This window comes from Chryseobacterium antibioticum (genome assembly GCF_012927325.1).
GTDB classification, from domain to species: domain Bacteria; phylum Bacteroidota; class Bacteroidia; order Flavobacteriales; family Weeksellaceae; genus Chryseobacterium; species Chryseobacterium antibioticum.
Genome location: NZ_JABBGI010000027.1, coordinates 35604 through 57640, shown reverse-complemented (window position 1 = coordinate 57640; position 22037 = coordinate 35604). Strand labels below are relative to the sequence as shown.

Genomic DNA, 22037 nt, shown 5'->3' with positions numbered 1-22037 from the left:
TTACCTGAATAGATTTTCATTTGTTTTATTAAATATACTTATAAATTTCATGCATCAATCATTATTTAGGGTAAGTAATAACAGTCAATTATTCTTTTGTAACAAGCTTTTTAAATTCTTCATGTCCTCACTGACTTGTTTATCCAGAATTTTAGCATAATGCTGAGTTGTTTTAATACTTTTATGACCTAACATCTTGCTTACGCTTTCCATGGAGACATTATTTCCTAAAGTTACCGTTGTTGCAAAGGTATGTCGGGCTGCATGAAATGTAAGTTTCTTGTTGATTTCACAATTGTCAGCAATGGTTTTCAAATATTCATTTATTTTCTGATTGGTGTAAACAGGAAGTAATTTACCTGCTTCCAAAGCTACAGGATGATTTTCATATTTTCGGATGATTTCTTCAGGGATAGGCAATAAAGGTATATTTGAAACAGAACTGGTCTTTTGTCGGTTAGTCATAATCCACAAGTTGCCATCAATTCCCGTAGAAATACGATCTTTTGTTAAATTATAAATGTCAATATATGCTAGCCCTGTATAACAACTAAAGATGAAAATGTCTCGAACCAGATTTAATCCCTGACCTGCAAAATCTTTATCCTGCATAGTTTTAATTTCTTCTTCTGTAAGAAAATTTGCAGTAACCTCATTAAACTTTCCCTTGTAATACATTGCCAAGTCTTTTTCAATCCAATTGTTATGATAACATATTTTCAGAATCTTTGATAGGTTTTTGGTATGCTTAACTGTCGAATTGTTATTGCATTTTGCTACCGTTCTAAGAAAGAAATCGAAATCATTGAGGAATGCAGGCTCTATTTTTTTGATGTTAATGTCTGATTTTTTATAAAAGCTCCATAGAAACTTTTTTAAATGGGATAAACAGGTTTTATAATTTTTCAGAGTAGCCAATGCATATTCTTTTCCAATGAGTTTTTCCATTCTGTTATTATGCTCTTGAAAAATTGGGATTAGGTAACGTTCGGTATCCTGTTTTCCTGTTAAAAGATTCCTGACATCCGTGGCGTCAAAAGATTCAGCAGATAAAACAAGATTTCTTTCGATTTCAAGGATCTTTGATAACAAAACATCGAAATACTTGTTTATTGTGCGTGCCTCTTCAGAATTGCCTTTTAAACGGCTCATTTTTGAACTCCATTTAGAGGCATCCACCGTTTTACCTGTTGAGAATTCAGCTCGTCTTCCATTAACTGTAATTCTTAAATAAACTGGTACACACAAATTACTTTTTGCTTTAGATTTTTTAGCATAGAATAATACTGAAATTTTAGTGTTCATGATTATTGATTTTAAAGGTTAAATTACTTTTCGGTGACCCTTTAGTCAAGATGTTCAAATTTTGAACAGGCTTGCTTTGATAGTGGGACTTTTGGAGAAATTCGGTTACCTAAAAAATTAATATGCTCAGGTAACCGAAAAGGTCACCTTCAATTTGAGAGAATTTGTCTTATTTTGATATATGATCAAAAAAAATAACCCCTCAAATTGTACAATTTGAGGGGTTTTGTTAGAAATTGTTTAATTTCCAGTGGTTTCTCCAGGAATCGAACCAGGGACACATGGATTTTCAATCCATTGCTCTACCAACTGAGCTAAGAAACCATTATATTTTTGTTTGACTTACTTCGTTGTTTTAAAGTGATGCAAAAGTAGTAAGTTTTCTTATATGAAGCAAGTATTAACCGTGCTTTTTTTTGATAAAAATAAAACTTACTGATTTTCAGCCGAATTATTTTCTTGTTCTTTTCTGATATGGTCGCTCATCTCTTCTAATACAGGCTTGATCGTACTTTCCGGAAGATCACTGATTCGGATATACATCAATCCGTCGATCGCATCATTGAAGTTCGGGTCCACGTTAAAAGCAATCACTTTGGCATTTTGCTTAATATATTTTTTAATCAAAACAGGCAGTCTTAATTCCGGTTCAAGGTCGTCAATAATCTTATCAAGCTTATTCAGATCAGACTCCATTTCCTCAAAAAAGATATTCTTATCTCTGTCGCGCAGCTTTACTTTATACTCGTTTTTAGGAGTAATATATTGTGCCACGGCGGAATCGAAATAGTTCGAGCGCATGAATTCGATCATCAGAGATTTGGAAAACTCCGAAAATTTATTGGAAATACTTACACCGCCCATCAAAAACTTATGGTCAGAATTTCTTAAACATACATGCACAATTCCTCTCCATAAAAGGAAAAGCGGAAGTGGTTTCTGCTGATATTCCTCGCTGATGTAAGCACGGCCCATTTCAATCACTTTCTTAAAGAATGGGTGAATGTCCTGTTCAAACTCAAATAAAGAGCTTGTATAGAATCCTTTGATACCGTATTTCTTCATGACATCCTTTCCTAAAGCCATTCGGTAAGCTCCGGCAAGTTTCTCGGCACTATTGTCCCAAAGGAAAAGATGATGATAATGCTTATCGTATTCATCAAGATCGAACGGTAGGTTGCTTCCTTCACCTACAGCACGGAAAGTGAGTTCCCTCTGGCGTCCGATTTCTCTCATTACGGAAGGGATTTCCTCGTAAGTCGTGAAATAGATCTCATAGTTTCCGTTACTGAAAAGCATTTTATCAGTGCCCCTCAGTCTGTTGATGTCTTTAAGAATATCCTCCTTTGGCGTTTCATCAATGATATTCTGAACGATATTTTCTTCTCTTAAAAGTGGAAATTTTACCGTTAAATTTTTAAGGTTAATACTTTGCGCAAGTGATTTTCTCTTTTCGTAATATGATTTCATCATATACACTTTACGCTTCAGGAATTCGCCAAGTTCTTCAATGGTTTCCATCTCGTCCATCGCTTTTACAGTGATGGGCTTTCCTATCCTGATTCTGATCGGTTTTTCGCGGTCATTCATCATTTCGGCAGGAAGCATCAGGGTTTGTAAACTTGGATGAAGTTTGGCAACCTGATAAAAAATACGGCTGTTTTTGGCGTGAAAATATAACGGAACGACCGGTACTTTGGCCATTCTGATCAGCTTAAGGGCCGGTTTTTCCCATTCTCTGTCGAGAATTTCCCCGTAAGGATTATTTTTATTGGATACTTCTCCTGCAGGGAAGATACCGACGCAGCCTCCGTTTTGAAGATGCTTCAGCGTTTCACGCATTCCAGAAGTACTGCTGTAAGCTTCTTTTCTGTTTTCAAAAGGATTCACAGAGATCACGTACGGCTCCATAGGTTTGATCTTTTCCAAAAGGAAATTACCCATTACTTTAAAGTCCGGACGTACTTCTGAAAGGATTTTACACATTAAAATTCCATCAATAGCACCCAACGGATGATTCGAAACCAAAATAAATGGTCCCGTTTTGGGAACTTTTGCGAGATCTTCTTCAAAAGCGATGTAACTTAAGTTTCTTTCTCTTACAAATGAGTCGAAAAAGTCTTTGCCTTCCTTATCTTTTAATTTATCGTATAATCTATTGACTTCGTTTATTTTGGCAATGCTCATCACGGCAGATGCTACCGGGTTTTTTAGGAACCCGATTTTGCTTAAGCCGGAAGCTGTGATAAGATCGTTTTTCGAAATTAAACTCATAGGTGTTTAGTCGCAGTTAAAATTATTGTGTTACCATTTGAACCGTATTTTTGGAAATCTGTTCCAATAATACATTTTTTTCCTGGTAAAATTTATCAATATGATCCATCTTCGCATTTCTTACTGTGAATAAAGATACATTTTTAACTGCTTTGGTTTTAAATATTTTTTGAAGTTCATCATTAAGCTCATCCACCTGATTGAATTTGTCTTCCAGACATAAAGCCAATGAGATGGCAGAATTCTGCATCAGAGATACCTTGATCTTATATTTGGAAAGGTATCCGAATATAAGGCTCATATGATCTTCAGCAATGAAAGAGAAATCTCGGGTTGAGATCTTTAAGAGAACCTGATTTTCTTTTAAAATATAAGATTCTTCATGTTGGTTTTTATCTGAAGCTCCCACTTTAGTTCCTTCTTTGGTAGGGTCTACGAAAGATTTTACATAAAAAGGAATAGTTTTCTGCTGCAGCGGCTGCAATGTTTTCGGGTGAATAACACTTGCCCCATAATAAGCCAGTTCGATCGCTTCTTCATAAGAAATATTAGAAAGAAGAGTCACATCACTGAACTTTCTTGGGTCTCCGGTCATTACTCCGGGTACATCTTTCCAGATAGTCATAGCTTCAGCATTCAGGCAATAGGCAAAAATAGCGGCAGAGTAGTCAGAGCCTTCTCTTCCTAAAGTAACCGTAAAATTATTATCATCAGAACCTATGAAACCCTGTGTGACATAGCAGATTTCTGTATTTAACGTGGAAATAAATTCCTCTGTTTTTGCCCAGTCTACGTTACCTTCTCTGTAAGAATTATCCGTTTTAATATAATCTCTGGCATCTAACCATTGATTTGGAAACTGAATTTCGTTTAGATATTCGCTTAAGATCTTTGTAGAGATCATTTCTCCACAGCTTACTACCTGATCATACACGAAACTGTAATTAGGAGATTTATTTCTTCTTAAAAAAGAATCGATATCATCGAAAAATACATTAATCTCTGCAAAAACTGCATGATTTTCAGGAAACAGACCTTCCGCAATCTCGATGTGTTTTCGTTTTATCTTTTCAATCTCAGTTTGATAGTTATCCTTCTTGAAATAAAGTTCTACAACCTTTTCCAATTCATTCGTCGTCTTACCCATTGCTGAAATAACCAGCAAACACTTGGTAAATCCCTGGCTTTGTAAAACCATAGACACATTTTTTACACTCTCAGCATCTTTTACAGACGCTCCACCAAACTTGAAAATTTTCATTAATTTGTTTAAAATAAAATTGTTAGATTAAAAAATACATGAGTTTTTTACGGAGGTCAAAATTATAAATTTACAACGAGATATGAAAGAGTCTGGCGGTTGGAAGGAATTAAGATTTTATTAAAATTGAGACTTGATGAATATTATCAGAATTTCATTGATTTATTGTCATCAAATGGGGATTAATAATAGAGTGGTATTTTTAAGTGTACAGCTAAAGGGTTGCTGTATCGTTTTGGAATACAGTGATTAAGGTCTTTTATAATAAAAGCTTTCTTTCTCCGATAAATTTTCCGAAATTTGGTGAAAACGTAAAAAGAAAAATATGTCAAATCAACCATTACAGACTTTAGGGGAATTTCTTATAGATAAACAGGATGATTTTCAGTATTCTACAGGTGAATTTTCTCGTCTTCTAAGTGCAATAAGATTGGCTTCGAAAGTGGTAAACAGAGAAGTAAATAAAGCCGGAATTGTAGATATAACAGGAGCTGCCGGCAACCAGAATATTCAAGGGGAGGAGCAGCAGAAACTTGATGTGATTGCCAATGATATCTTTATTACGGCTTTGTCTCAAAGAGAGGTTGTTTGTGGTATTGCTTCAGAGGAAAATGATGATTTTATTGACATTAAATGTGGTGAAAACGGTCATTTAAGTAAATATGTAGTACTGATCGATCCTTTAGACGGATCTTCCAATATTGATGTGAATGTTTCTGTAGGAACTATTTTCTCTATTTACAGAAGAGTAACAGAGCCTGGAACTCCGGTTCAGTTAGAAGATTTCCTTCAAAAGGGGATCAATCAGATTGCGGCAGGATATGTGATCTACGGTTCTTCTACCATGATCGTTTATACTACCGGAAATGGAGTAAACGGGTTTACTTTGGATCCTTCACTGGGAACGTATTATCTTTCTCATCCTAATATGAAATTTCCGACGATGGGGAAAATTTATTCCATCAACGAAGGAAACTACATCAAATTCCCACAAGGTGTTAAAAACTATCTTAAGTATTGCCAGATGGAAGAGGGGGACCGTCCTTATACATCGAGGTATATCGGTTCTTTAGTGGCAGATTTCCACAGAAATATGCTGAAAGGAGGAATTTATATTTATCCTTCTTATTCCCAGTCTCCAAACGGAAAACTGAGATTACTGTATGAATGTAATCCTATGGCATTCCTTGCTGAACAGGCTGGAGGAAAGGCTACAGACGGATTCAGAAGAATTCTTGAAGTGGAGCCCACAGAACTTCACCAGAGAATCCCGTTTTTCTGCGGAAGCATTCAGATGGTAGAAAAAGCAGAGGAATTTATGCGGATCGACAGTGTAAAATAATGAAAGCAACATATTCTAGATATTTATTAGAATTCAAACGCCCGAGCGGAACGTCTCGCGGCGTTTTGCATGAAAAAGAGACCTTTGTTCTCGAAGTTGAAGACAACGGGAAAAAAGGAACAGGAGAATGTGCTCTCTTCAGAGGATTAAGTTTTGATGACAGACCTGATTATGAAGAAAAGCTACAATGGCTCTGCGAAAATATTAATCAGGATCACCTCTATTTAAAAGAAGAATTGAAAGAATTTCCATCCATATGGTTTGGATATGAACAGGCTATTGTGAATCTGAAGCATGGAGACCATCTGTTTTTCCCAAGTGAATTTACAGAGGGAAAGTCAGCTATAAAAATCAATGGACTGATCTGGATGGGAGATATCCACTACATGGAAGAGCAGATTCGCGAGAAGCTTGAAAAAGGGTTCCACTGTATTAAACTGAAAATAGGGGTTGATTGGGAGTCTGAACATAAAATTCTTCAAACATTAAGAGAAAAATTTTCAAAGGATCAGCTTGAACTTCGGGTAGATGCCAATGGCGGGTTCAGCAAGGAAGAAGCAGAAACGGTTTTACAGCAGCTCGCAGATCTTCATATTCATTCTATCGAGCAACCTATAAAAGCAGGCAATTGGAAGGATATGGCATCATTATGTGTCATAACTCCGACTCCTATTGCCCTGGATGAGGAATTGATTGGAGTTACAGATCTTATTGAAAAGAAAAAGCTTTTAGAAATGATTCAACCGCAATATATTATTCTCAAGCCAGCTTTGGTTGGCGGTTTTGCAGGTTCAGATGAATGGATCTCTCTTGCAGAACAACTCAATATAGGCTGGTGGATCACTTCTGCATTGGAAAGCAATATAGGCTTAAATGCGATTGCACAATATACCTTCACAAAAAACAATCCGATGCCACAAGGTTTGGGCACCGGATCTTTATTTGTCAATAATTTTGAATCTAGTTTAGAACTGAACAATGAATTGCTCAGGTTTAAAGCCAGGTAGAGAGAGTTAATTAAAGCTCAGGACAAGCAGGCTTGTCATCCCTCGCTTTGCAACATCTTTGTTTTGGATCCCAGCTACTACAGTCGATTGGGATGATTCCTCCTTTAATTGTTTTTAAGTTTTCTCATGTTGTCAGTTAAATTTTTATAATAAAAGATTTTAATGTGATTGGTAAAGTAAATATCAACCTCTTTTTTTATTGTACAAGAATTTAACTAAATTCACTCTGATGGGATTTGAAATTCGTGTGATATCATTTTGTTTACTGAAGAAATTGTGAAGCATAAACAATTTAATCTTCCATAGATTACAATGGAAGATAATGAGTATTCGAAAGTAAGGGGTAGAGTAGTATTAGGGTCGGATAGTGTTTTTTTAGGGTTTATGTTTTTCAATTAAATCACATCTTTTACGAAAATTGCTTTCTTAATATAGCTTAATAAATAAGAAAACCTGCTTTTAAATCTTTTCATAATAAAAATTTGTATTTCTCAGTTTAATGAAAATTTACAATCTTTGTGCCAAATTAAACATTAGTTTGAAGTTTAACATATGATTCATCTCATAGTATGTATTTTAATAGAGTGTTAAGAAATAATTGTGAAAATATTTTCGTTATCCTTTGATCTTCCAGTGATTAAGTTTCGATCTACGCCATATAAATTTTGGAAAATATCTTTCTGTACCATCGAACTGGAAAGGTATCCCCAGTGATTTCCTATTTCATATTTAAAACTGTTCAGGACATCATCTTCTACGAAAGTACAGTCGATTATAGAAACAATATCTTTAAGTTTTGCAATGTCACTCGGTCCGTTCTTACCTAATCGCGGAGTTAGAATATTTTTAGTGAATTGTGAGATTCCCAAAATAGTATCTTTTCTGTTTAGATAAATAGAAACACGGTTGGCCAACAGCGGAAGCTTATTGAATGAGTCTTCCGAATCTTCAAAAACCTTATACGTTACATCTGCATTTAAAAGAAGGACCTGATCGATTACGCGCAGAATGTTTTCCTTTTTAAGACTGTACAGCATACTTTGCAGCACCCTGTTTCCCATGGAGTGAGCCATGAGATGGATCCTCTGATTGCAGGGAATCAGATCACGGTTTGAAAAAATGTCTTTTAAAAACTGGGTGTAAAAATAAAACAGCCTCATCAGCGATGATCCTGAATTGATACTCGATGCCTTATCATCGAAATAAGTAAGTGGCACAATGCTGCTTGAAGCAGGCCAGCTAACAAATAAGATATGTTCTACGGGTGAAGCCGGATTGTCGATAAATAGTTTTTTAAGATCGATGATAGCTTTTAATTCATCATCAAAATCGTAAGCATATCCATGGATAAAGATCAGAACATCGCTTCGGTCCTTTGTGGAAGACATATTCTTATAAAGTTCATAGAACAGTCTTTGGGTTCCACCCAGGTTATTGGCGGTCAGCGCAGATTTCTTAAGGCCTTTTTCATTCTGTAAGACTTCCAGGACTTCTTGATAGCCTTGCTTCTCAGGTTCGGAAAATAATTTGTAGTTTAAAATGTTTCGGTTAGTGTAGTCTTTTTTCTTCTTGGCGGCTGCAGTTGGTTCTTTATAGGAGTCAAAATCACATTTTGCAATCCTGAAATTGGGAATAGAGTATTCATCATTAGAAAATGAATCTACTTTTTCGCCCTTATGCCGGACGATCTTACGATTGCTTAGGATATAAACAGCCATAGTCGGTAATTTTTGGAAACGGTTTTTAGTTTTCTCTAAATTAATAAAAAAATATTGAATTATCATCAGTTTAGCTTTTAAATTATCATTTCCGTAAGCCCCAAATTTTCCGTAACTTTGTAAAACTTTTTTTGCATACAATAAAAGCTAATTTAATAATGGAAGAAGAAAAAAAATCACTCAATTTTATTGAGCAAATTATTGAAGATGATATCGCAAACGGTCTGAAAAAAGACCAGATTCGTTTCCGTTTTCCCCCTGAACCTAATGGATATCTGCATATTGGCCATACAAAAGCCATCTGCATCAACTTTGGTCTGGGCGAAAAATACAACGCTCCCGTAAACCTTCGTTTCGACGATACGAACCCTGAAAAAGAAGAACAGGAATTCGTAGATTCTATCAAGAAAGATGTTGAATGGCTAGGCTTCAAATGGGACAAAGAGCTGTATGCATCCGACTACTTCCAGCAACTTTACGAATGGGCTGTACAGATGATCAAAGAAGGAAAAGCTTATGTAGATGAGCAGCCGTCTGAAGTGATCACCGAGCAGAGAAAGAATCCTGCAGAACCGGGAGTTGAGTCGCCATACAGAAATCGTCCGGTAGAAGAATCTCTTGACCTGTTCGAAAGAATGAAAAACGGTGAGTTTGAAGAAGGCGCAATGTCTCTTCGTGCTCAGATCGATATGGTTTCTCCCAATATGAATTTGCGTGATCCTGTGATGTACAGAATCCTGAAAAGACCTCACCACAGAACAGGTACAGCCTGGAAAATTTACCCGATGTACGATTGGGCACATGGTGAATCTGATTATCTGGAGCAGGTGTCTCATTCATTATGTTCATTGGAATTTGAAAACCACAGACCACTTTATAACTGGTACCTAGAGCAGGTGTATGACGAATCTAAAGTAGCGCCAAAACAGAGAGAGTTCGCAAGAATGAACGTTTCTTACATGATCACTTCCAAAAGAAAATTGCAGAGGCTGGTTGCCGAAAATGCAGTGACAGGATGGGATGATCCAAGGATGCCTACCATTTCAGGAATGAGAAGAAAAGGGTTCACACCGGCATCAATCAAAAACTTCATTGAAAAAGTAGGGGTGGCTAAAAGAGAAAACCTGATCGAAATTCAGTTGCTTGATTTCTGTGTACGTGAAGACCTGAACAAGGTAGCAAAACGTGTAATGGCAGTGGTAGATCCGGTAAAACTGATTATTGAAAATTATCCTGAGGGTAAGGAAGAATGGCTTGAAACTGAAAATAATCCTGAACAGGAAAATGCAGGGACAAGAGAAGTTCCTTTCTCAAGAGAATTATATATTGAAAGAGAAGACTTTAAAGAAGAAGCTAATAATAAATTCTTCAGACTGAAATTAGGTGGAGAAGTTCGTTTAAAATCAGCATACATCATCAAAGCAGAAAGGGTAGAGAAGGATGAAAACGGCGAGATCACTACGATCTATGCTACTTATGATGAAAAGAGCAAGTCCGGAAGCGGAACGGAAGAAAGCTTAAGAAAAGTAAAGGGTACACTTCACTGGGTATCTGCTACTCATGCGATTCCGGTAGATGTAAGAATCTATGACAAACTCTTTACTGTTGAGCAACCCGATGCAGAGAAGGATGTAGACTTCCTGAACTTCATAAATCCTGAGTCGGTAACTACGATTAAAGGATTTGCTGAGTCAAGCTTAAAAGATGTAGCTGTAGGAGAGCCACTTCAGTTCCAGAGAATCGGGTACTTTACAAAAGACCAGGATTCTACGGATTCCCAATTGGTATTTAACCGTACAGTAACATTGAAAGATTCTTTTAAACCGGAATAATCTTACAATTATCATATATAAAAGCAGGACTTTCACAAGTCCTGCTTTTTTGTTTTTGATTTTCGGTAATGAAGAAGAATAGGATGATTTTAATCTAAAGAATTCCTCGAGGCTCTGCCTCGGGGTGAAAAGAGGAAAAGTTTGAAAAACGGATGGTTTTTCAAAAGAATAAAAAGATGTAGCTTTGATTTATGGACGATCATATTTTGAAAAGACATAATAAAACCTTACTTCTTTACCATATTGTTTTTCCTGTGAAATACAGGAATTCGGTTATAAGTGAAGAAGTTGGAACTGGCTTGAAAGAAATATGTATTGAATTGTCTCATCGCTATGAAATTCATTTTTTAGAAATTGGTTATGAAGATAACCATGTTCATTTTTTGATACAAAGTGTTCCAAATTTGTCAATTAGTGAAATTTGTATGAAAGTAAAAAGTATCACAGCTAAAGAGATTTTCAAACGTTTTCCTGAAGTTAAAGCTAAGCTTTGGGGTGGAAATTTTTGGACAAGTGGTTATTACGCAAACACAGTAGGTCAATATGGAAACAAAGATGTCATTAAAAAATATATAGAAAATCAAGGAAAAGAAAAAGAATATCAAAAAGTGCATGAGGCTCAACTTACACTTTTTGACTTTTAATACTTCGGGGCTCTGCCCCGGGGTAGTTTATTTAATGGCTTCCTGTAGTTTATGCAATTAAAAAGTTGAATGTAGATTGTGTTACAATATCAATCATTTTCAACTTAACCTGATGTGTTTTTATTTCTATTGATGTTATTGATAAATAAAGTGCCTTTTGAAGGATGTTCCGGGCCATTTTGCTTAAATTTGCAGCTTACCGGGTTTTCTCCCAAAAAATAATAGTGTGAAATTAATTAGCGTATATACGGGTTCTTTTAAAGGACTCTCGGAAGAAAGTTGGATGTTGGCGCTGGTCATGCTCATCAATCGGGCAGGTTCTATGGTGCTTCCTTTTTTGGGAGTCTACATGACGGGTCACCTTCATTTCAGTATAGAAAACTCAGGAATTATTCTGAGCTTTTTCGGAATAGGGTCTGTTTTGGGGTCATGGCTGGGCGGATTGATCACGGATAAAATTGGAGAATACCGTGTTCAGAGTCTGAGTCTGCTGCTGAGCGTGCCCTTATTCTGCCTTATTCCTCTTTTTAAAACCGAAGTGGGACTGGCGGCTATTATTTTGATCCAGAGTATCGTGAGCGAAACTTTCCGACCTGCCAACTCAGTTGCGATTACAAAATATGCTAAACCTGAAAATATTACGAGAGCTTTTTCACTCAACCGGATGGCTGTAAACCTTGGGTTTTCGATAGGACCTGCATTGGGCGGGATATTATCTGCTATTTCTTACGAATTTTTATTTTACAGTAATGCTTTGGCAGCACTGCTAGCTGGTTTGATGTATATTAGATTTTTCGGAAAACGAAATAAGATGGCTTTATTGAAACCGAAAAAAGTAAAAGAAGCCATTGCTGTTAAAAAAGAAAATTCCCCATATCGCGACGGAAAATTCCTGATTTACAGTTTCTTCTGTATGCTGTTTTCGATCTGTTTTTTCCAGTTATTCAGTACACTGACTATTTTCTATAAAGATACAGCTCACTTAAGCCAGCAGAATATTGGGTATATCCTCGGATATAGCGGTTTTCTCATCGTTCTGCTTGAAATGGGCTTTGTACAGATTGCAGAAAAATATTTCAGTCTTGCCTTTACCTTACTTATAGGAACCATATTATGTGGTGTTTCCTATGCAATGCTAGCCTTTGATTATTCCATTCTGACGCTTATTGTTTCGATGACATTGCTGTGTATTGGCGAGATATGGACTCTTCCGTTTATGTCTACGATAACGGCTTTGCGCTCAGGAGAAAACAACAAAGGAGCGTATATGGGAATGAATGGAATATCCGTTGCTTTAGCCTTTATCATTACCCCTTATGTGGGAACAATGACAGCCGACAAACTAGGCTTCAATACTTTATGGATCGGAACAGGAGTATTGGCTGTTGGTATCGCTATTGGGTTTTATTTTGTGATTCCGTGGATGCTGAAAAGGAAAGCGGGGAGTTAAGTGTGGGTTCCGGGGATTTGGGGATGTGAAGTTTGAGAGTTTTAGGGTCTGAGGGGTTTAGAGTTTTTAGGATGGAAGGTGGAAGCCTGAAGATGGGGGTTATGGAGGTGTGTAAACGATTTCTGATGTCTGAAATCTCATATCTTTAACTCCCGCAGATTTCACGGATCGGGCAGATTTTGCAGAATAAATTATCCCCAATCAATTTTATCTTTGATAAAACCCTTGCGCCTTACCAACATTATATTTTTAAATATCTTTGCGTCTTTGCGATTAACCAACAACCAGCTTTTAGGATAAAAAGAAGGTTGGTTTGATAATCTATAAAAAGTTTTTTAAGTTAGCATCTCAAGTCTCAAGTCTAAAATCTGATGTCTGATATCTAACTTCTACAATCTTGATTCTCCCAATACAATATTCCTCACAATCATCTCCGCATGAATCCTGGAGTTTTCTATAAACCACAGATGGGTGTCTTTTCCTCCGCAAACAACGCCCGCAAGATATAAATTCGGAACATTGGTTTCCATGGTTTCTGGATGGTACAACGGATTCAGGCAGTCGCCCTGCAGTTCAATTCCGGAGTTCTTTAAAAAATCAAAGTCGGGGAGGTAACCGGTCAATGCCAGAACAAAATCATTTTCAATCTCATAGATCTGTCCGTTTTCATCTTTAAAAATAACTGTATTATCTGTGATTTCTGCTATTTCGGAATTAAAATAGGCTTTGATGCTTCCTTCTGCAATCCGGTTTTCAATATCAGGTTTTACCCAATATTTTACGTTTTTTGAGATTTCAGAGTGACGGATGATCATGGTTACATTAGCACCTTTCCGGTAAGTTTCAAGGGCAGCATCTACTGCGGAATTGCTGGATCCTACTACAACCATTTTCTGCTGGGCATAAGGATAGGGCTCTGTATAATAATGCTTCACTTTCGGCAGGTTTTCTCCCGGAACATTCATCAGATTCGGGATATCATAAAACCCTGTAGAAATGATGACGTTCTTTGCTTGATAAGTGGCTTTTGAGGTTTTAATATCAAAGACATCTCCGGTTTTGGAAACTTGCAGCACCTTTTCATACAAATTAATATGGACTTCCTTTTGTCTTGCAATTCCCTGATAATATTCCAGTGCTTCCTGTCTGCCGGGCTTGGGCGCCGGGGAAATAAAAGGAATACTGCCAATCTCCAGTTTTTCTGCTGTTGAGAAAAAGCGCATGTATAAAGGATAATGGTATAAGGAATTGACGATGGTTCCTTTTTCTATGATCAGGTAAGTCAGATTATTGTTCTGAGCTTCAAGCGCACAGTTGAGGCCGATTGGTCCGCCTCCGATGATGAGGATATCTAAAATTTCCATGAGACAAATTTACTTAAAACCATTATATTAAGAAGGAAATTGGCAACAGAACTTATCTATCAGGCATATGGTGTTGGCACCAGTTTTGGTGTTTCTTACCTATTAAAAAAATTGAAAAAATGAAAAACCTGATTATTCCAATATTTGCATTGACCTTATTGACCGCTTGTAAGAAAAATCCTGAAAAACCTGTTCCGAACGTGATAGATTCTATGGCTCAGGCGAAGGAAAAAAACATTGAGAATACAGCGCAACAGAAAAAAACGGATGAAGTCGCTGTAAAGAAAGCAAATGATGACATCCTGCAGGCTTTAAAAAGTAAAGATTATAAAACTTTTGCCTCATTGATTCATCCGGAAAAAGGAATCAGTTTTTCAATGTATGGATTTGTCAATCCGAAAGAAGACAGGCATTTTTCCAAGGAAGATTTCGAAAAATATCAACCAACAAAAACGGCATTTACATGGGGTGCTCAGGATGGTTCGGGAGATCCGTATAAAGCAACGATTAATGATTATTTTACGAAATGGGTTTTCTCCAAAGATTTTACCGTATCGCAATATTCATTAAACAAATTCCAGGGTGGCGGAAATTCACTTAATAATTTAAAGGAAATATATCCCGGTAAAGACTTTACTGAAAACTATATAAAAGGTACCGAAAAGAACGGCGAAATGGATTGGAAAACCATTCGTTTTGTCTTTGAAGAATTTCAGGGTAAGCAATATCTGGTGGCCGTTGTCAACGACCAATGGACGATTTAATCTAACCTGAACTAAGGGAAAGGCTGGAAGCTGGAAGAGGTAGGCTGGAAGCTACTTATATCCTTGTCAAGGTTCAAAACCTTGACAAGGATAACGACTAATATTATCGTAGAATTTCAACAAGATTTTTAGTCAGATTTCTTCTTGAGAACTGTTCAATATTCTGAGTATTTTCGAGAAGACTTCCTTTTTTCCATTGCTCAAATTTTTCCAGAATAAAATCTTTAATCACTTTAGAATCTTCGTAGCTGAAATGTTTTCCGGCAGCCGTTTCAGTAAGAATTCTTGAAACATCAGCTTCATCCGGACCGAAAGATATGATCTGTTTTCCAGTGGCCAGATATTCAAATATTTTTCCCGGAATAATTCCTTTAGAAGATTCATTCGGAAAATTGGTGATCAGTAAAAGATCTGATTGGGCCATCTCTTCCACTGCTTTGTCGTGAGAAATATACCCAAGGTTCAGAATATGATTTTTCAGGTTTGAATTTTCTATGGCCAGAAGGATCTTATCATCAATTCTACCCGCAAACTTCAAGGTGAAATGGTCCGCAAACTCTTTATTTTCCTTTACTAATTCATCAAGGATTTTCCAAAGGTTTTCAGGATTTCTTAACTGCTCAAGAACCCCGATATAGCTTAAAGTAAAGGCTTTTTCTTGAGTATTTTTGCCTGTCACATCGTGTGTGGGCGAAGCATCGCTTTCATCAAATCCATTCGTAATACAAACGGCATTGGCTCCAGCTTTCCTGAAGTTTTCTGCGTCTGTATAGCTTGTGGCTAATGTGATATCGGCAGTTTTAAAAACCGCACTTTCAAGCTGACGGTGCTTCCTGTCTGAACTTTTAGTGAGTTTTAAATGTTTATAATAAGAGATCTCCGTCCATGGATCACGGAAATCGGCGATCCATTTCAGATCCGGAAATTTCTTTTTCAATCCGAGACCGATCATGTGAAGAGAATGGGGCGGCCCGGAGGTCACCACCACCTCTATTTTATTGTCTTTTAAGTACTGCTCTAAGAATTTTATGGATGGTTTTACCCAAAATACCCTGGCATCCGGAATGAAGAAGTTTCCTCTTACCCAGATTGAAAGTTTGGATTTCCAGCTCTGGTTTTTGCCTACATCAAACTGTCCGGCTTTGAATTTTTTATTGCTTTTATTCAGTTTTTCAGCAAGCTGATAAGGTTCCCAGATCTTGGTTTTTACAATCTCCAGATGTTGAGGAACATCTTTTAGAAGACTTTCATCGAGTAGGGGATAACTTGGGTTCTCGGGAGTGTAGATCACGGGATTCCAGCCAAATCCCGGCAGATATTTGGCAAACTTCAGCCATCTTTGAACACCAGGACCTCCCGCAGGAGGCCAGTAATAGGTGATGATCAGTATTTTTTTTTGTTCCATTAATTGAAGATTTGAATCTAAGTCTTAATAGTCTTAACAGCTTAAATAATTCTTAATGTTTTAAAATTTAACCATTAAGGTTTGAGTTAAGGATTAAGAGTATTAAGTGTTAACTTCGTTTTAGGCTTTTTCTTCAGTTAAAGTTATCTTTTTCTTATTTTTATACATCCAGAAGATTCCGAATGCACTCAGTGCGATAAACAGCCCAAAGCATAAAAGCGATAGCCATTTACCTTTTTCAATCACTTCAGGTTCAAAGACCATTCTAATGTTGTGGTTCCCTGCAGGAACATGTACAGCACGCAGAAGATAGTCAGCCTTGATGTAAGGAACTTCTTTTTCGTCTACAAACATTTTCCAGCCGTGAGGATAATAGATCTCAGAAAATACAGCGAGCTGAGGTGTTTTAGACTGAGACTTAAATTCAAGCTCGTTCGGCTGATATTTCGTTAAATTGATGAATGCCGTAGAATCTGCCTGAACAGGTTTAGTGCTGAAATAGGATTTATCTGATGATGCAATAACAGCTGTTTTCTTGCTGTTGATCACCCCGATAGACTTGATCTCTTCATTTGGTGTATTCACGAATTTAAGATCGCTTACAAACCATGCATTTCCGTTGGCTTTAGGGTTCGGCATAGCCTGAGGCTTTTCCGGTCCGCCCATTACCCAATATTTTGCATTAAGAAGATTAAGAACATTCGGTACTTTTACAGAATCCATGATCTGGAAATATTCATTGATCACATCGTCATATCTTCTCAGTTTTACGGCATGATACCCCCCGATTGAAGACTTGAAATAAGAGGTATTCGTCTCACTGAATGTTCCTAAAATATTATTGAAAACTCTATAGTGCGTTTTATCTTTTTCGGCGATGGTTTCAAGCGTTTTATTCACGTTGACATTGGCTAAAATAGATTCTAAATTCGGATTTCCCTGAACTTTTTCAGCCAGAAGATCTGAACCTTCAGTCTGAAACGGGTGTTCTGCAAAGATTTTGTCTACATAATTCTCATCATTCAGATAACGTTTGTTTACGGTCCAAAGATCAAATAAACTCACTGCTCCAATGATGATCAAAGCCACATTCTGACTTAGTTTTTTCTTCATAGTCATGAAAAGGACTGCTGCTGTAATAGCAACGTAGATCAATGCTTTGATCGCATCAATTCTGAATAATTTGAATCTCTCCTCAGCCAGATAGTCTAGAAGGAAAGGGGGAAAATATGTTTTTTCTCCATCTGTATAAAAACCAAGCAGTGATTTTCCAAAAAGAAGAAGGATTAGCAATAGACCCAAAGTTCCACCACTTACATACATTAGGATTTTCTTTTTGTAGTCCTCTGTCAGTTTCTCATCGGTAAAGAATCTGTAAATTCCAATAATGGCAATCAAAGGGAATAATAATTCTACAACCACCAGAATAGAAGATGGTGCTCTGAATTTGCTGTAAAAAGGAACGTAGTCGATAAAGAAGTCAGACAGCGGCATAAAGTTGCTTCCCCATGCCAGTAAAACGGTCAAAATGGAAGCTCCGAGAATCCAGTAACGGTATTTTTTCCAGGCAAAGAAGAATCCTAATAAAGCAAGGAAACATACGACGGCCCCCTGATAGGCAGGCCCTGAAGTTCCCGGTTGGTCTCCCCAATAGGTTACCCCGTTGAAACCTTTGGAAATTCTGTCCATTTCTGCCTGTGAACCTACATTTTCCTGGATAAGTTCCTGCACTTTATTCATCATTTCTTTGGCCTCAGGTTCCTGGCTTCCGCCACCCATTAGCCTTGGAATAAAAAGATTCAATGTTTCCAATTTTCCGTAGCTCCACATCAAAATGCTGGTTTTATCCAGTCCTGATTCTCCTGAAGTATGGCTGTCATTGGTCAGGATTTGTTTTCCACGTACAGTTTCTTTGATGTACTCGGAATTGGCCATAATCCTTTGGGAATTCATCCCGACACCAATCAGGCATGAAGCGGCAATAATTCCTGATGAAATAAGGAAATGCTTCATCGAAATCTTTTTCTGAATCGCTCTTACCAGTTCGGAAAGGAATAAAAATCCTAACGCCAGAAACAGGTAATAGGTCATCTGCGGGTGGTTGGCTGCAATCTGAAGTCCCATAAACAGGGTTGTTGCAATGAATCCCCAGATATATTGTTTTCTGATATAGACTAATATAATTCCGGCAAGCAATGGTGCGAAATACTCGATTGTATTGACCTTACCGTTGTGCCCGGCCGCAATAATGATATAAAAATAGGTGGATAAGCCAAAGAAAGTGGCACCCAATAAGGCATACTTCCAGTTTCTGACGGCTACCATTCCAAGGAAGAAGAATCCTGCAAAAAGCAGGAAAAGATAATTAACCGGTCTTGGCAGGAAGTTCAGATTGCTGTCTATCTTTTTGATAATGTCACCTTTGAACTGGCTTCCCATCTGATAGGTTGGCATTCCGCCAAACATGGAGTCACTCCAGTAGGTTTCGTTTCCGGTATCGGCTCTGTAGTCCAGGAGCTCTTTTGCGCCTCCTCTGTACTGTACGATATCATGCTGAAAAAGCTGTTTTCCTGAAAAAACAGGGGTGGAGTATAAAAATGCTAAAACTATAAATACAACTAATGAAATTGCAATATAAATTAAGTTTTTATTTTTAGCCATGCTGGTTATTATCTTTTATTTCTTTGGATTTTACCTTTTGTCTTTACTTTCTTTTACCTCTTCATAGTCAACTGTTTCTGCATCCCAGTTGAGGTTCTGTTTATTCTTATTCGAGCTGTTGATATCCTGCTGCTTGTTCGTATTGTCCTTATTATTGTTAAACCTGTAACTATAAAAAGTTTTGAAAAAGAGCCTTCTCAGGATATTCCAGACAAAGAACATAATAATAGCGGTGAGTACTAACTCAAGAATGTACTTCATAATTTCTAATTTAAATTCAAGTGTATGGTTTAAAGTCTGAAGTTTAAAATTCAAGGGTATAAAATGATCCTGAAAGTAATTATCAATAATAAAAACCCCCTCTCAAACTCTAATACACTTTCACTCTCAAACCTTTTGACTTTAAAACGTCTTTAATTCAATTATTTTGCAGAAGGATTTACCATTACAGAAGATTTGGAAGTGCTTTTCATAGACTGTGACTGTTTTCCGTCTGAAATAGTCTCAACCTGTGTTGTTTTTACATCGATATTCTGGTTGGCGATCCATCCTGTACTTTGGTCAAACTTAATGGTTCCGTTCTGAACAAGCTCGCTGCTTAGGCTGTGGGTAATCGGTCCCTGTGTTTTCTTTTCAGTTTTTTTAGGAATTCCTCCCGTTACTGAAATTTCCGCAGTTCCATTTCCTACGCTTTTTAATACATAGTTGGAAGTTACTTTAACGGTTCCGCTTGCATCAGCATTTTCAGAAGTAGTCCATTTTTCACCGATTTTCACTCCTTTTTTAGGAATAATCGTTAAGTTTTTATTAAGCTGATCTTTCAATACTTTTTCATTGAAAGTTTCTTTAAGACTGGCTACAACGCTTGCCTTCTGGTTGGCATCTTTGATCAGCGTTCCTACTGAATTGGTCACTTTGGTATACACCGCATCAAAACCTGTAATAGAAACTACATTTCCTTTGGTGTCCATTTTCATGTTCAGCTTGTTTCCTGTAAGCGCCTTGTTGATATTCCAAATCATTTTCAGATCATCTTCTTTCGGAATGGGCTGCTTGGTATCAACAATGATGGTTTTACCCTGAGCACTTTGTGAATTTCTTTTTGCTACAAGATTAAGGGTCATATCATATACATTCCCTTTGATATCGTTCACTGTGAAATTCATTTCGTCCGTAGATTCGCTGGTTGCCGTGATGGTTTTTCCCTGAGGATCTTCCATGGTTTTTACGTCTCTCTGGTACGTGGTAAGAGGGTAGGTCTTTCCTTTTTCCAGTTTAAAAGTCTGAGTGAACACTCCGGCAGAATCTTTGATTGCTGGATTTTCCGCCACTTTAGCTACAGAATCTGCAGGAACTTCTACGGTAATTGTTTTTCCGGTTTTAGGATCTACTTTAGTGATGGTTGCTGTTTCTTTTTTACAAGAAACTAGAGCTATAGATGAGATGAGCATTAATGCTGCTACGTTTTTCATTTTAATTTTTTTAAGTTTAAATTTTACTGATATTTCTGTTCTGTGCATCAATAACGATACCATAAAACAGAACGATAAAATACTTATATCCTGACGGCTGATTAAAGATTGGGAGCTGCAACGATTTTCTGTCTTACCGCTTCATATAAAATGGCCCCACATGCTACAGAAACATTTAGCGACTGTGTTTTTCCTTCAATCGGAAGCTTTATTTTTTCGTCAGAATGGTGCATTACCTCTTTAGAAATTCCGGTTTCTTCATTTCCCATAACGATCGCACAAGGTTCTGTGAAATTTACGTCATAGATCAGTTTCTGAGCCTTTTCAGTGGCTGCAAATACAGAAATACCACTCTGCTGAAGGAAATCTACTGCGTGCGCAAGATTGGGTTCCTTACAGATCTTGATATTGTAAAGTGCTCCTGCAGACGTTTTGATAGCATCTGAATTGATAGGCGCCCCTCCTTTTTCAGGAATAATGATGGCATCTACCCCTACACATTCTGCTGTTCTGCATATCGCTCCGAAGTTTCTCACATCTGTAAGTCTGTCCAGGATCAGCAAGAACGGTGTTTTTCCTTCCTCGAACAGCTGTGGAACAAGATCTTCCACTCTGTGAAACGGAACATCTGAAATAAAAGCAACCACACCTTGGTGGTTTTTTCTTGTAAAACGGTTCAGTTTTTCAATCGGTACATAGTTAGGACGAATTTTATGTTTAGCTAAAATAGTCTTCAGCTCAGCATAAATAGGACCCTGAAGTGCATTCTGCACAAAGATCTTATCAATCGTTTTTCCCGCTTCAATGGCTTCTATTACAGGACGAAGTCCGAAAATGAAATCGTCTTTTTTGTTTTCGTTTGTCAAAATTTATTTTTTCTGTTGTTAAACTTAATCAAGGCAGGGCGGCTCTTCTACAGTTTTGTATCTGCTTTCAAAGCGAGAATCTGTAGTAATCTTCAGTAAAATATTAATATTTTTCGCCTAATATTGCTCTTTTCTGTGCCATGATGTAGCCATAATGAAGGCTCTCATGCATATTGTTAAAGATAATGGCATCCTGAATGCTTTTCAGATCCATCCCGAAACTTGTGGTGTACGGAGTATAATCTGAAAAGAAATCGCCGTCATAATCTTTCATCAAAATCTTTGAAGTTTCGGTGAGTAAAAACTCAAGATCTTCCACTTCAGATTTTTGTACATTCAAGTTGGGAAGAGTGCCTTTTTTGTAGGTTTCGATCCAATATTTATCAATTCTGAAAGGATTTCCGCTCAGATAATAATGCAGCAGCTGCTGAGTAGCAACCGTATGGGCAATATTCCAGTACATATTGTTGTTGAAGCCGTCAGGAATCAGCAAAAGATCTTCGTGGGAAGTGTTTTGCAGGACCCCTAAAAGGTTCTTTCTCACTTGTCTGTGTGCTTGAAAATGATAATTCATTTTACAAATTTTTTTAATCACCAAAAATAGTCTAATAAACTGGAAGTGACAATTTTTTGGATAGGGTATTAAATTAAATGTTCTTAAATCGTGAAAAA

17 protein-coding genes and 1 tRNA gene are annotated in these 22037 nt (G+C 37.1%); 6 read left to right on the top strand and 12 right to left on the bottom strand.

All coding sequences use genetic code 11. From position 1 onward, the window contains the following. Window positions 1–84 precede the first annotated feature (84 nt). From HHL23_RS18050 to HHL23_RS18035, 4 genes are all read right to left on the bottom strand, one after another. Complete coding sequence (locus HHL23_RS18050) at window positions 85–1305, bottom strand: site-specific integrase (RefSeq protein WP_169236171.1); 1221 nt, start codon at window positions 1303–1305, stop codon at window positions 85–87. Window positions 1306–1556: 251 nt separating this feature from the next. Continuing rightward, a tRNA-Phe gene (locus tag HHL23_RS18045) sits at window positions 1557–1629 on the bottom strand. 108 nt (window positions 1630–1737) lie between these two features. Then, the gene (locus HHL23_RS18040) at window positions 1738–3579 is read right to left on the bottom strand and encodes a lysophospholipid acyltransferase family protein (protein WP_169236170.1); all 1842 of its coding nucleotides are present in this window, start codon (window positions 3577–3579) and stop codon (window positions 1738–1740) included. A 22-nt stretch (window positions 3580–3601) separates the two neighbouring features. Beyond that, on the bottom strand, window positions 3602–4840 hold the full coding sequence (locus tag HHL23_RS18035; RefSeq protein WP_169236169.1) for an aspartate kinase: 1239 nt from the start codon (window positions 4838–4840) through the stop codon (window positions 3602–3604). Window positions 4841–5165: 325 nt separating this feature from the next. Here HHL23_RS18035 and fbp point away from each other — a divergent pair, with 325 nt between their 5' ends. Beyond that, window positions 5166–6182, top strand: coding sequence for a class 1 fructose-bisphosphatase (gene fbp / locus HHL23_RS18030; protein WP_169236168.1), 1017 nt, complete (start codon window positions 5166–5168; stop codon window positions 6180–6182). Continuing rightward, window positions 6182–7189 (top strand): o-succinylbenzoate synthase, encoded by a 1008-nt coding sequence (gene menC / locus HHL23_RS18025; RefSeq protein ID WP_169236167.1) that lies wholly within the window; start codon window positions 6182–6184, stop codon window positions 7187–7189. Before fbp ends, menC begins: the two co-directional genes overlap by 1 nt. 587 nt (window positions 7190–7776) lie before the next feature. Here the strand turns inward: menC and HHL23_RS18020 are convergent. Further along, window positions 7777–8907, bottom strand: coding sequence for an alpha/beta hydrolase (locus HHL23_RS18020; RefSeq protein WP_169236166.1), 1131 nt, complete (start codon window positions 8905–8907; stop codon window positions 7777–7779). Between the two features lie 158 nt (window positions 8908–9065). On the opposite strand from HHL23_RS18020, the gene HHL23_RS18015 reads away from it, so the two are divergent. The 3 genes from HHL23_RS18015 (at window position 9066) to HHL23_RS18005 (ending at window position 12833) form a co-directional block, all read left to right on the top strand. Continuing rightward, window positions 9066–10739: a glutamine--tRNA ligase/YqeY domain fusion protein gene (locus HHL23_RS18015; protein ID WP_169236165.1), complete on the top strand. Its 1674-nt coding sequence runs from the start codon at window positions 9066–9068 to the stop codon at window positions 10737–10739. A gap of 191 nt (window positions 10740–10930) precedes the next feature. Then, complete coding sequence (tnpA, locus tag HHL23_RS18010) at window positions 10931–11383, top strand: IS200/IS605 family transposase (RefSeq protein ID WP_169233696.1); 453 nt, start codon at window positions 10931–10933, stop codon at window positions 11381–11383. Window positions 11384–11666: 283 nt separating this feature from the next. Beyond that, window positions 11667–12833, top strand: coding sequence for an MFS transporter (locus HHL23_RS18005; protein ID WP_169236178.1), 1167 nt, complete (start codon window positions 11667–11669; stop codon window positions 12831–12833). Between the two features lie 389 nt (window positions 12834–13222). On the opposite strand, the gene HHL23_RS18000 is transcribed toward HHL23_RS18005, so the two are convergent. Further along, window positions 13223–14197, bottom strand: a complete 975-nt coding sequence (locus HHL23_RS18000) for a YpdA family putative bacillithiol disulfide reductase (protein ID WP_169236164.1) — start codon at window positions 14195–14197, stop codon at window positions 13223–13225. Window positions 14198–14316: 119 nt separating this feature from the next. Between HHL23_RS18000 and HHL23_RS17995 the strand changes: the two genes are divergently transcribed. Further along, window positions 14317–14961 carry a hypothetical protein gene (locus HHL23_RS17995; protein ID WP_169236163.1) on the top strand — a complete coding sequence of 215 codons (645 nt, stop codon included), beginning with the start codon at window positions 14317–14319 and terminating at the stop codon, window positions 14959–14961. 103 nt (window positions 14962–15064) lie between these two features. On the opposite strand, the gene HHL23_RS17990 is transcribed toward HHL23_RS17995, so the two are convergent. From HHL23_RS17990 to HHL23_RS17965, 6 genes are all read right to left on the bottom strand, one after another. Further along, entirely contained in the window at window positions 15065–16366 is a 1302-nt protein-coding gene (locus HHL23_RS17990; RefSeq protein WP_169236162.1) for a glycosyltransferase family protein, read from the bottom strand. 120 nt (window positions 16367–16486) lie between these two features. Then, window positions 16487–19027: a YfhO family protein gene (locus HHL23_RS17985; protein ID WP_169236161.1), complete on the bottom strand. Its 2541-nt coding sequence runs from the start codon at window positions 19025–19027 to the stop codon at window positions 16487–16489. A gap of 30 nt (window positions 19028–19057) precedes the next feature. Beyond that, the gene (locus tag HHL23_RS17980) at window positions 19058–19288 is read right to left on the bottom strand and encodes a hypothetical protein (RefSeq protein WP_169236160.1); all 231 of its coding nucleotides are present in this window, start codon (window positions 19286–19288) and stop codon (window positions 19058–19060) included. A 161-nt stretch (window positions 19289–19449) separates the two neighbouring features. Further along, window positions 19450–20499 carry a DUF6263 family protein gene (locus HHL23_RS17975; protein ID WP_169236159.1) on the bottom strand — a complete coding sequence of 350 codons (1050 nt, stop codon included), beginning with the start codon at window positions 20497–20499 and terminating at the stop codon, window positions 19450–19452. A gap of 101 nt (window positions 20500–20600) precedes the next feature. Continuing rightward, a complete protein-coding gene (rlmB, locus tag HHL23_RS17970) occupies window positions 20601–21365 on the bottom strand; it encodes a 23S rRNA (guanosine(2251)-2'-O)-methyltransferase RlmB (RefSeq protein WP_194306316.1) in 765 nt (254 codons plus the stop codon). Window positions 21366–21468: 103 nt separating this feature from the next. Beyond that, window positions 21469–21939 (bottom strand): DinB family protein, encoded by a 471-nt coding sequence (locus HHL23_RS17965; protein ID WP_169236158.1) that lies wholly within the window; start codon window positions 21937–21939, stop codon window positions 21469–21471. Between the last annotated feature and the right edge of the window lie 98 nt (window positions 21940–22037).

Bases quoted from the DNA above. Each gene is read 5' to 3' on its own strand.
- HHL23_RS18050 (WP_169236171.1), bottom strand. From the start codon at position 1,305: ATGAACACTAAAATTTCAGTATTATTCTATGCTAAAAAATCTAAAGCA.
- HHL23_RS18040 (WP_169236170.1), bottom strand. From the start codon at position 3,579: ATGAGTTTAATTTCGAAAAACGATCTTATCACAGCTTCCGGCTTAAGC.
- HHL23_RS18035 (WP_169236169.1), bottom strand. From the start codon at position 4,840: ATGAAAATTTTCAAGTTTGGTGGAGCGTCTGTAAAAGATGCTGAGAGT.
- fbp (WP_169236168.1), top strand. From the start codon at position 5,166: ATGTCAAATCAACCATTACAGACTTTAGGGGAATTTCTTATAGATAAA.
- menC (WP_169236167.1), top strand. From the start codon at position 6,182: ATGAAAGCAACATATTCTAGATATTTATTAGAATTCAAACGCCCGAGC.
- HHL23_RS18020 (WP_169236166.1), bottom strand. From the start codon at position 8,907: ATGGCTGTTTATATCCTAAGCAATCGTAAGATCGTCCGGCATAAGGGC.
- HHL23_RS18015 (WP_169236165.1), top strand. From the start codon at position 9,066: ATGGAAGAAGAAAAAAAATCACTCAATTTTATTGAGCAAATTATTGAA.
- tnpA (WP_169233696.1), top strand. From the start codon at position 10,931: ATGGACGATCATATTTTGAAAAGACATAATAAAACCTTACTTCTTTAC.
- HHL23_RS18005 (WP_169236178.1), top strand. From the start codon at position 11,667: ATGTTGGCGCTGGTCATGCTCATCAATCGGGCAGGTTCTATGGTGCTT.
- HHL23_RS18000 (WP_169236164.1), bottom strand. From the start codon at position 14,197: ATGGAAATTTTAGATATCCTCATCATCGGAGGCGGACCAATCGGCCTC.
- HHL23_RS17995 (WP_169236163.1), top strand. From the start codon at position 14,317: ATGAAAAACCTGATTATTCCAATATTTGCATTGACCTTATTGACCGCT.
- HHL23_RS17990 (WP_169236162.1), bottom strand. From the start codon at position 16,366: ATGGAACAAAAAAAAATACTGATCATCACCTATTACTGGCCTCCTGCG.
- HHL23_RS17985 (WP_169236161.1), bottom strand. From the start codon at position 19,027: ATGGCTAAAAATAAAAACTTAATTTATATTGCAATTTCATTAGTTGTA.
- HHL23_RS17980 (WP_169236160.1), bottom strand. From the start codon at position 19,288: ATGAAGTACATTCTTGAGTTAGTACTCACCGCTATTATTATGTTCTTT.
- HHL23_RS17975 (WP_169236159.1), bottom strand. From the start codon at position 20,499: ATGAAAAACGTAGCAGCATTAATGCTCATCTCATCTATAGCTCTAGTT.
- HHL23_RS17965 (WP_169236158.1), bottom strand. From the start codon at position 21,939: ATGAATTATCATTTTCAAGCACACAGACAAGTGAGAAAGAACCTTTTA.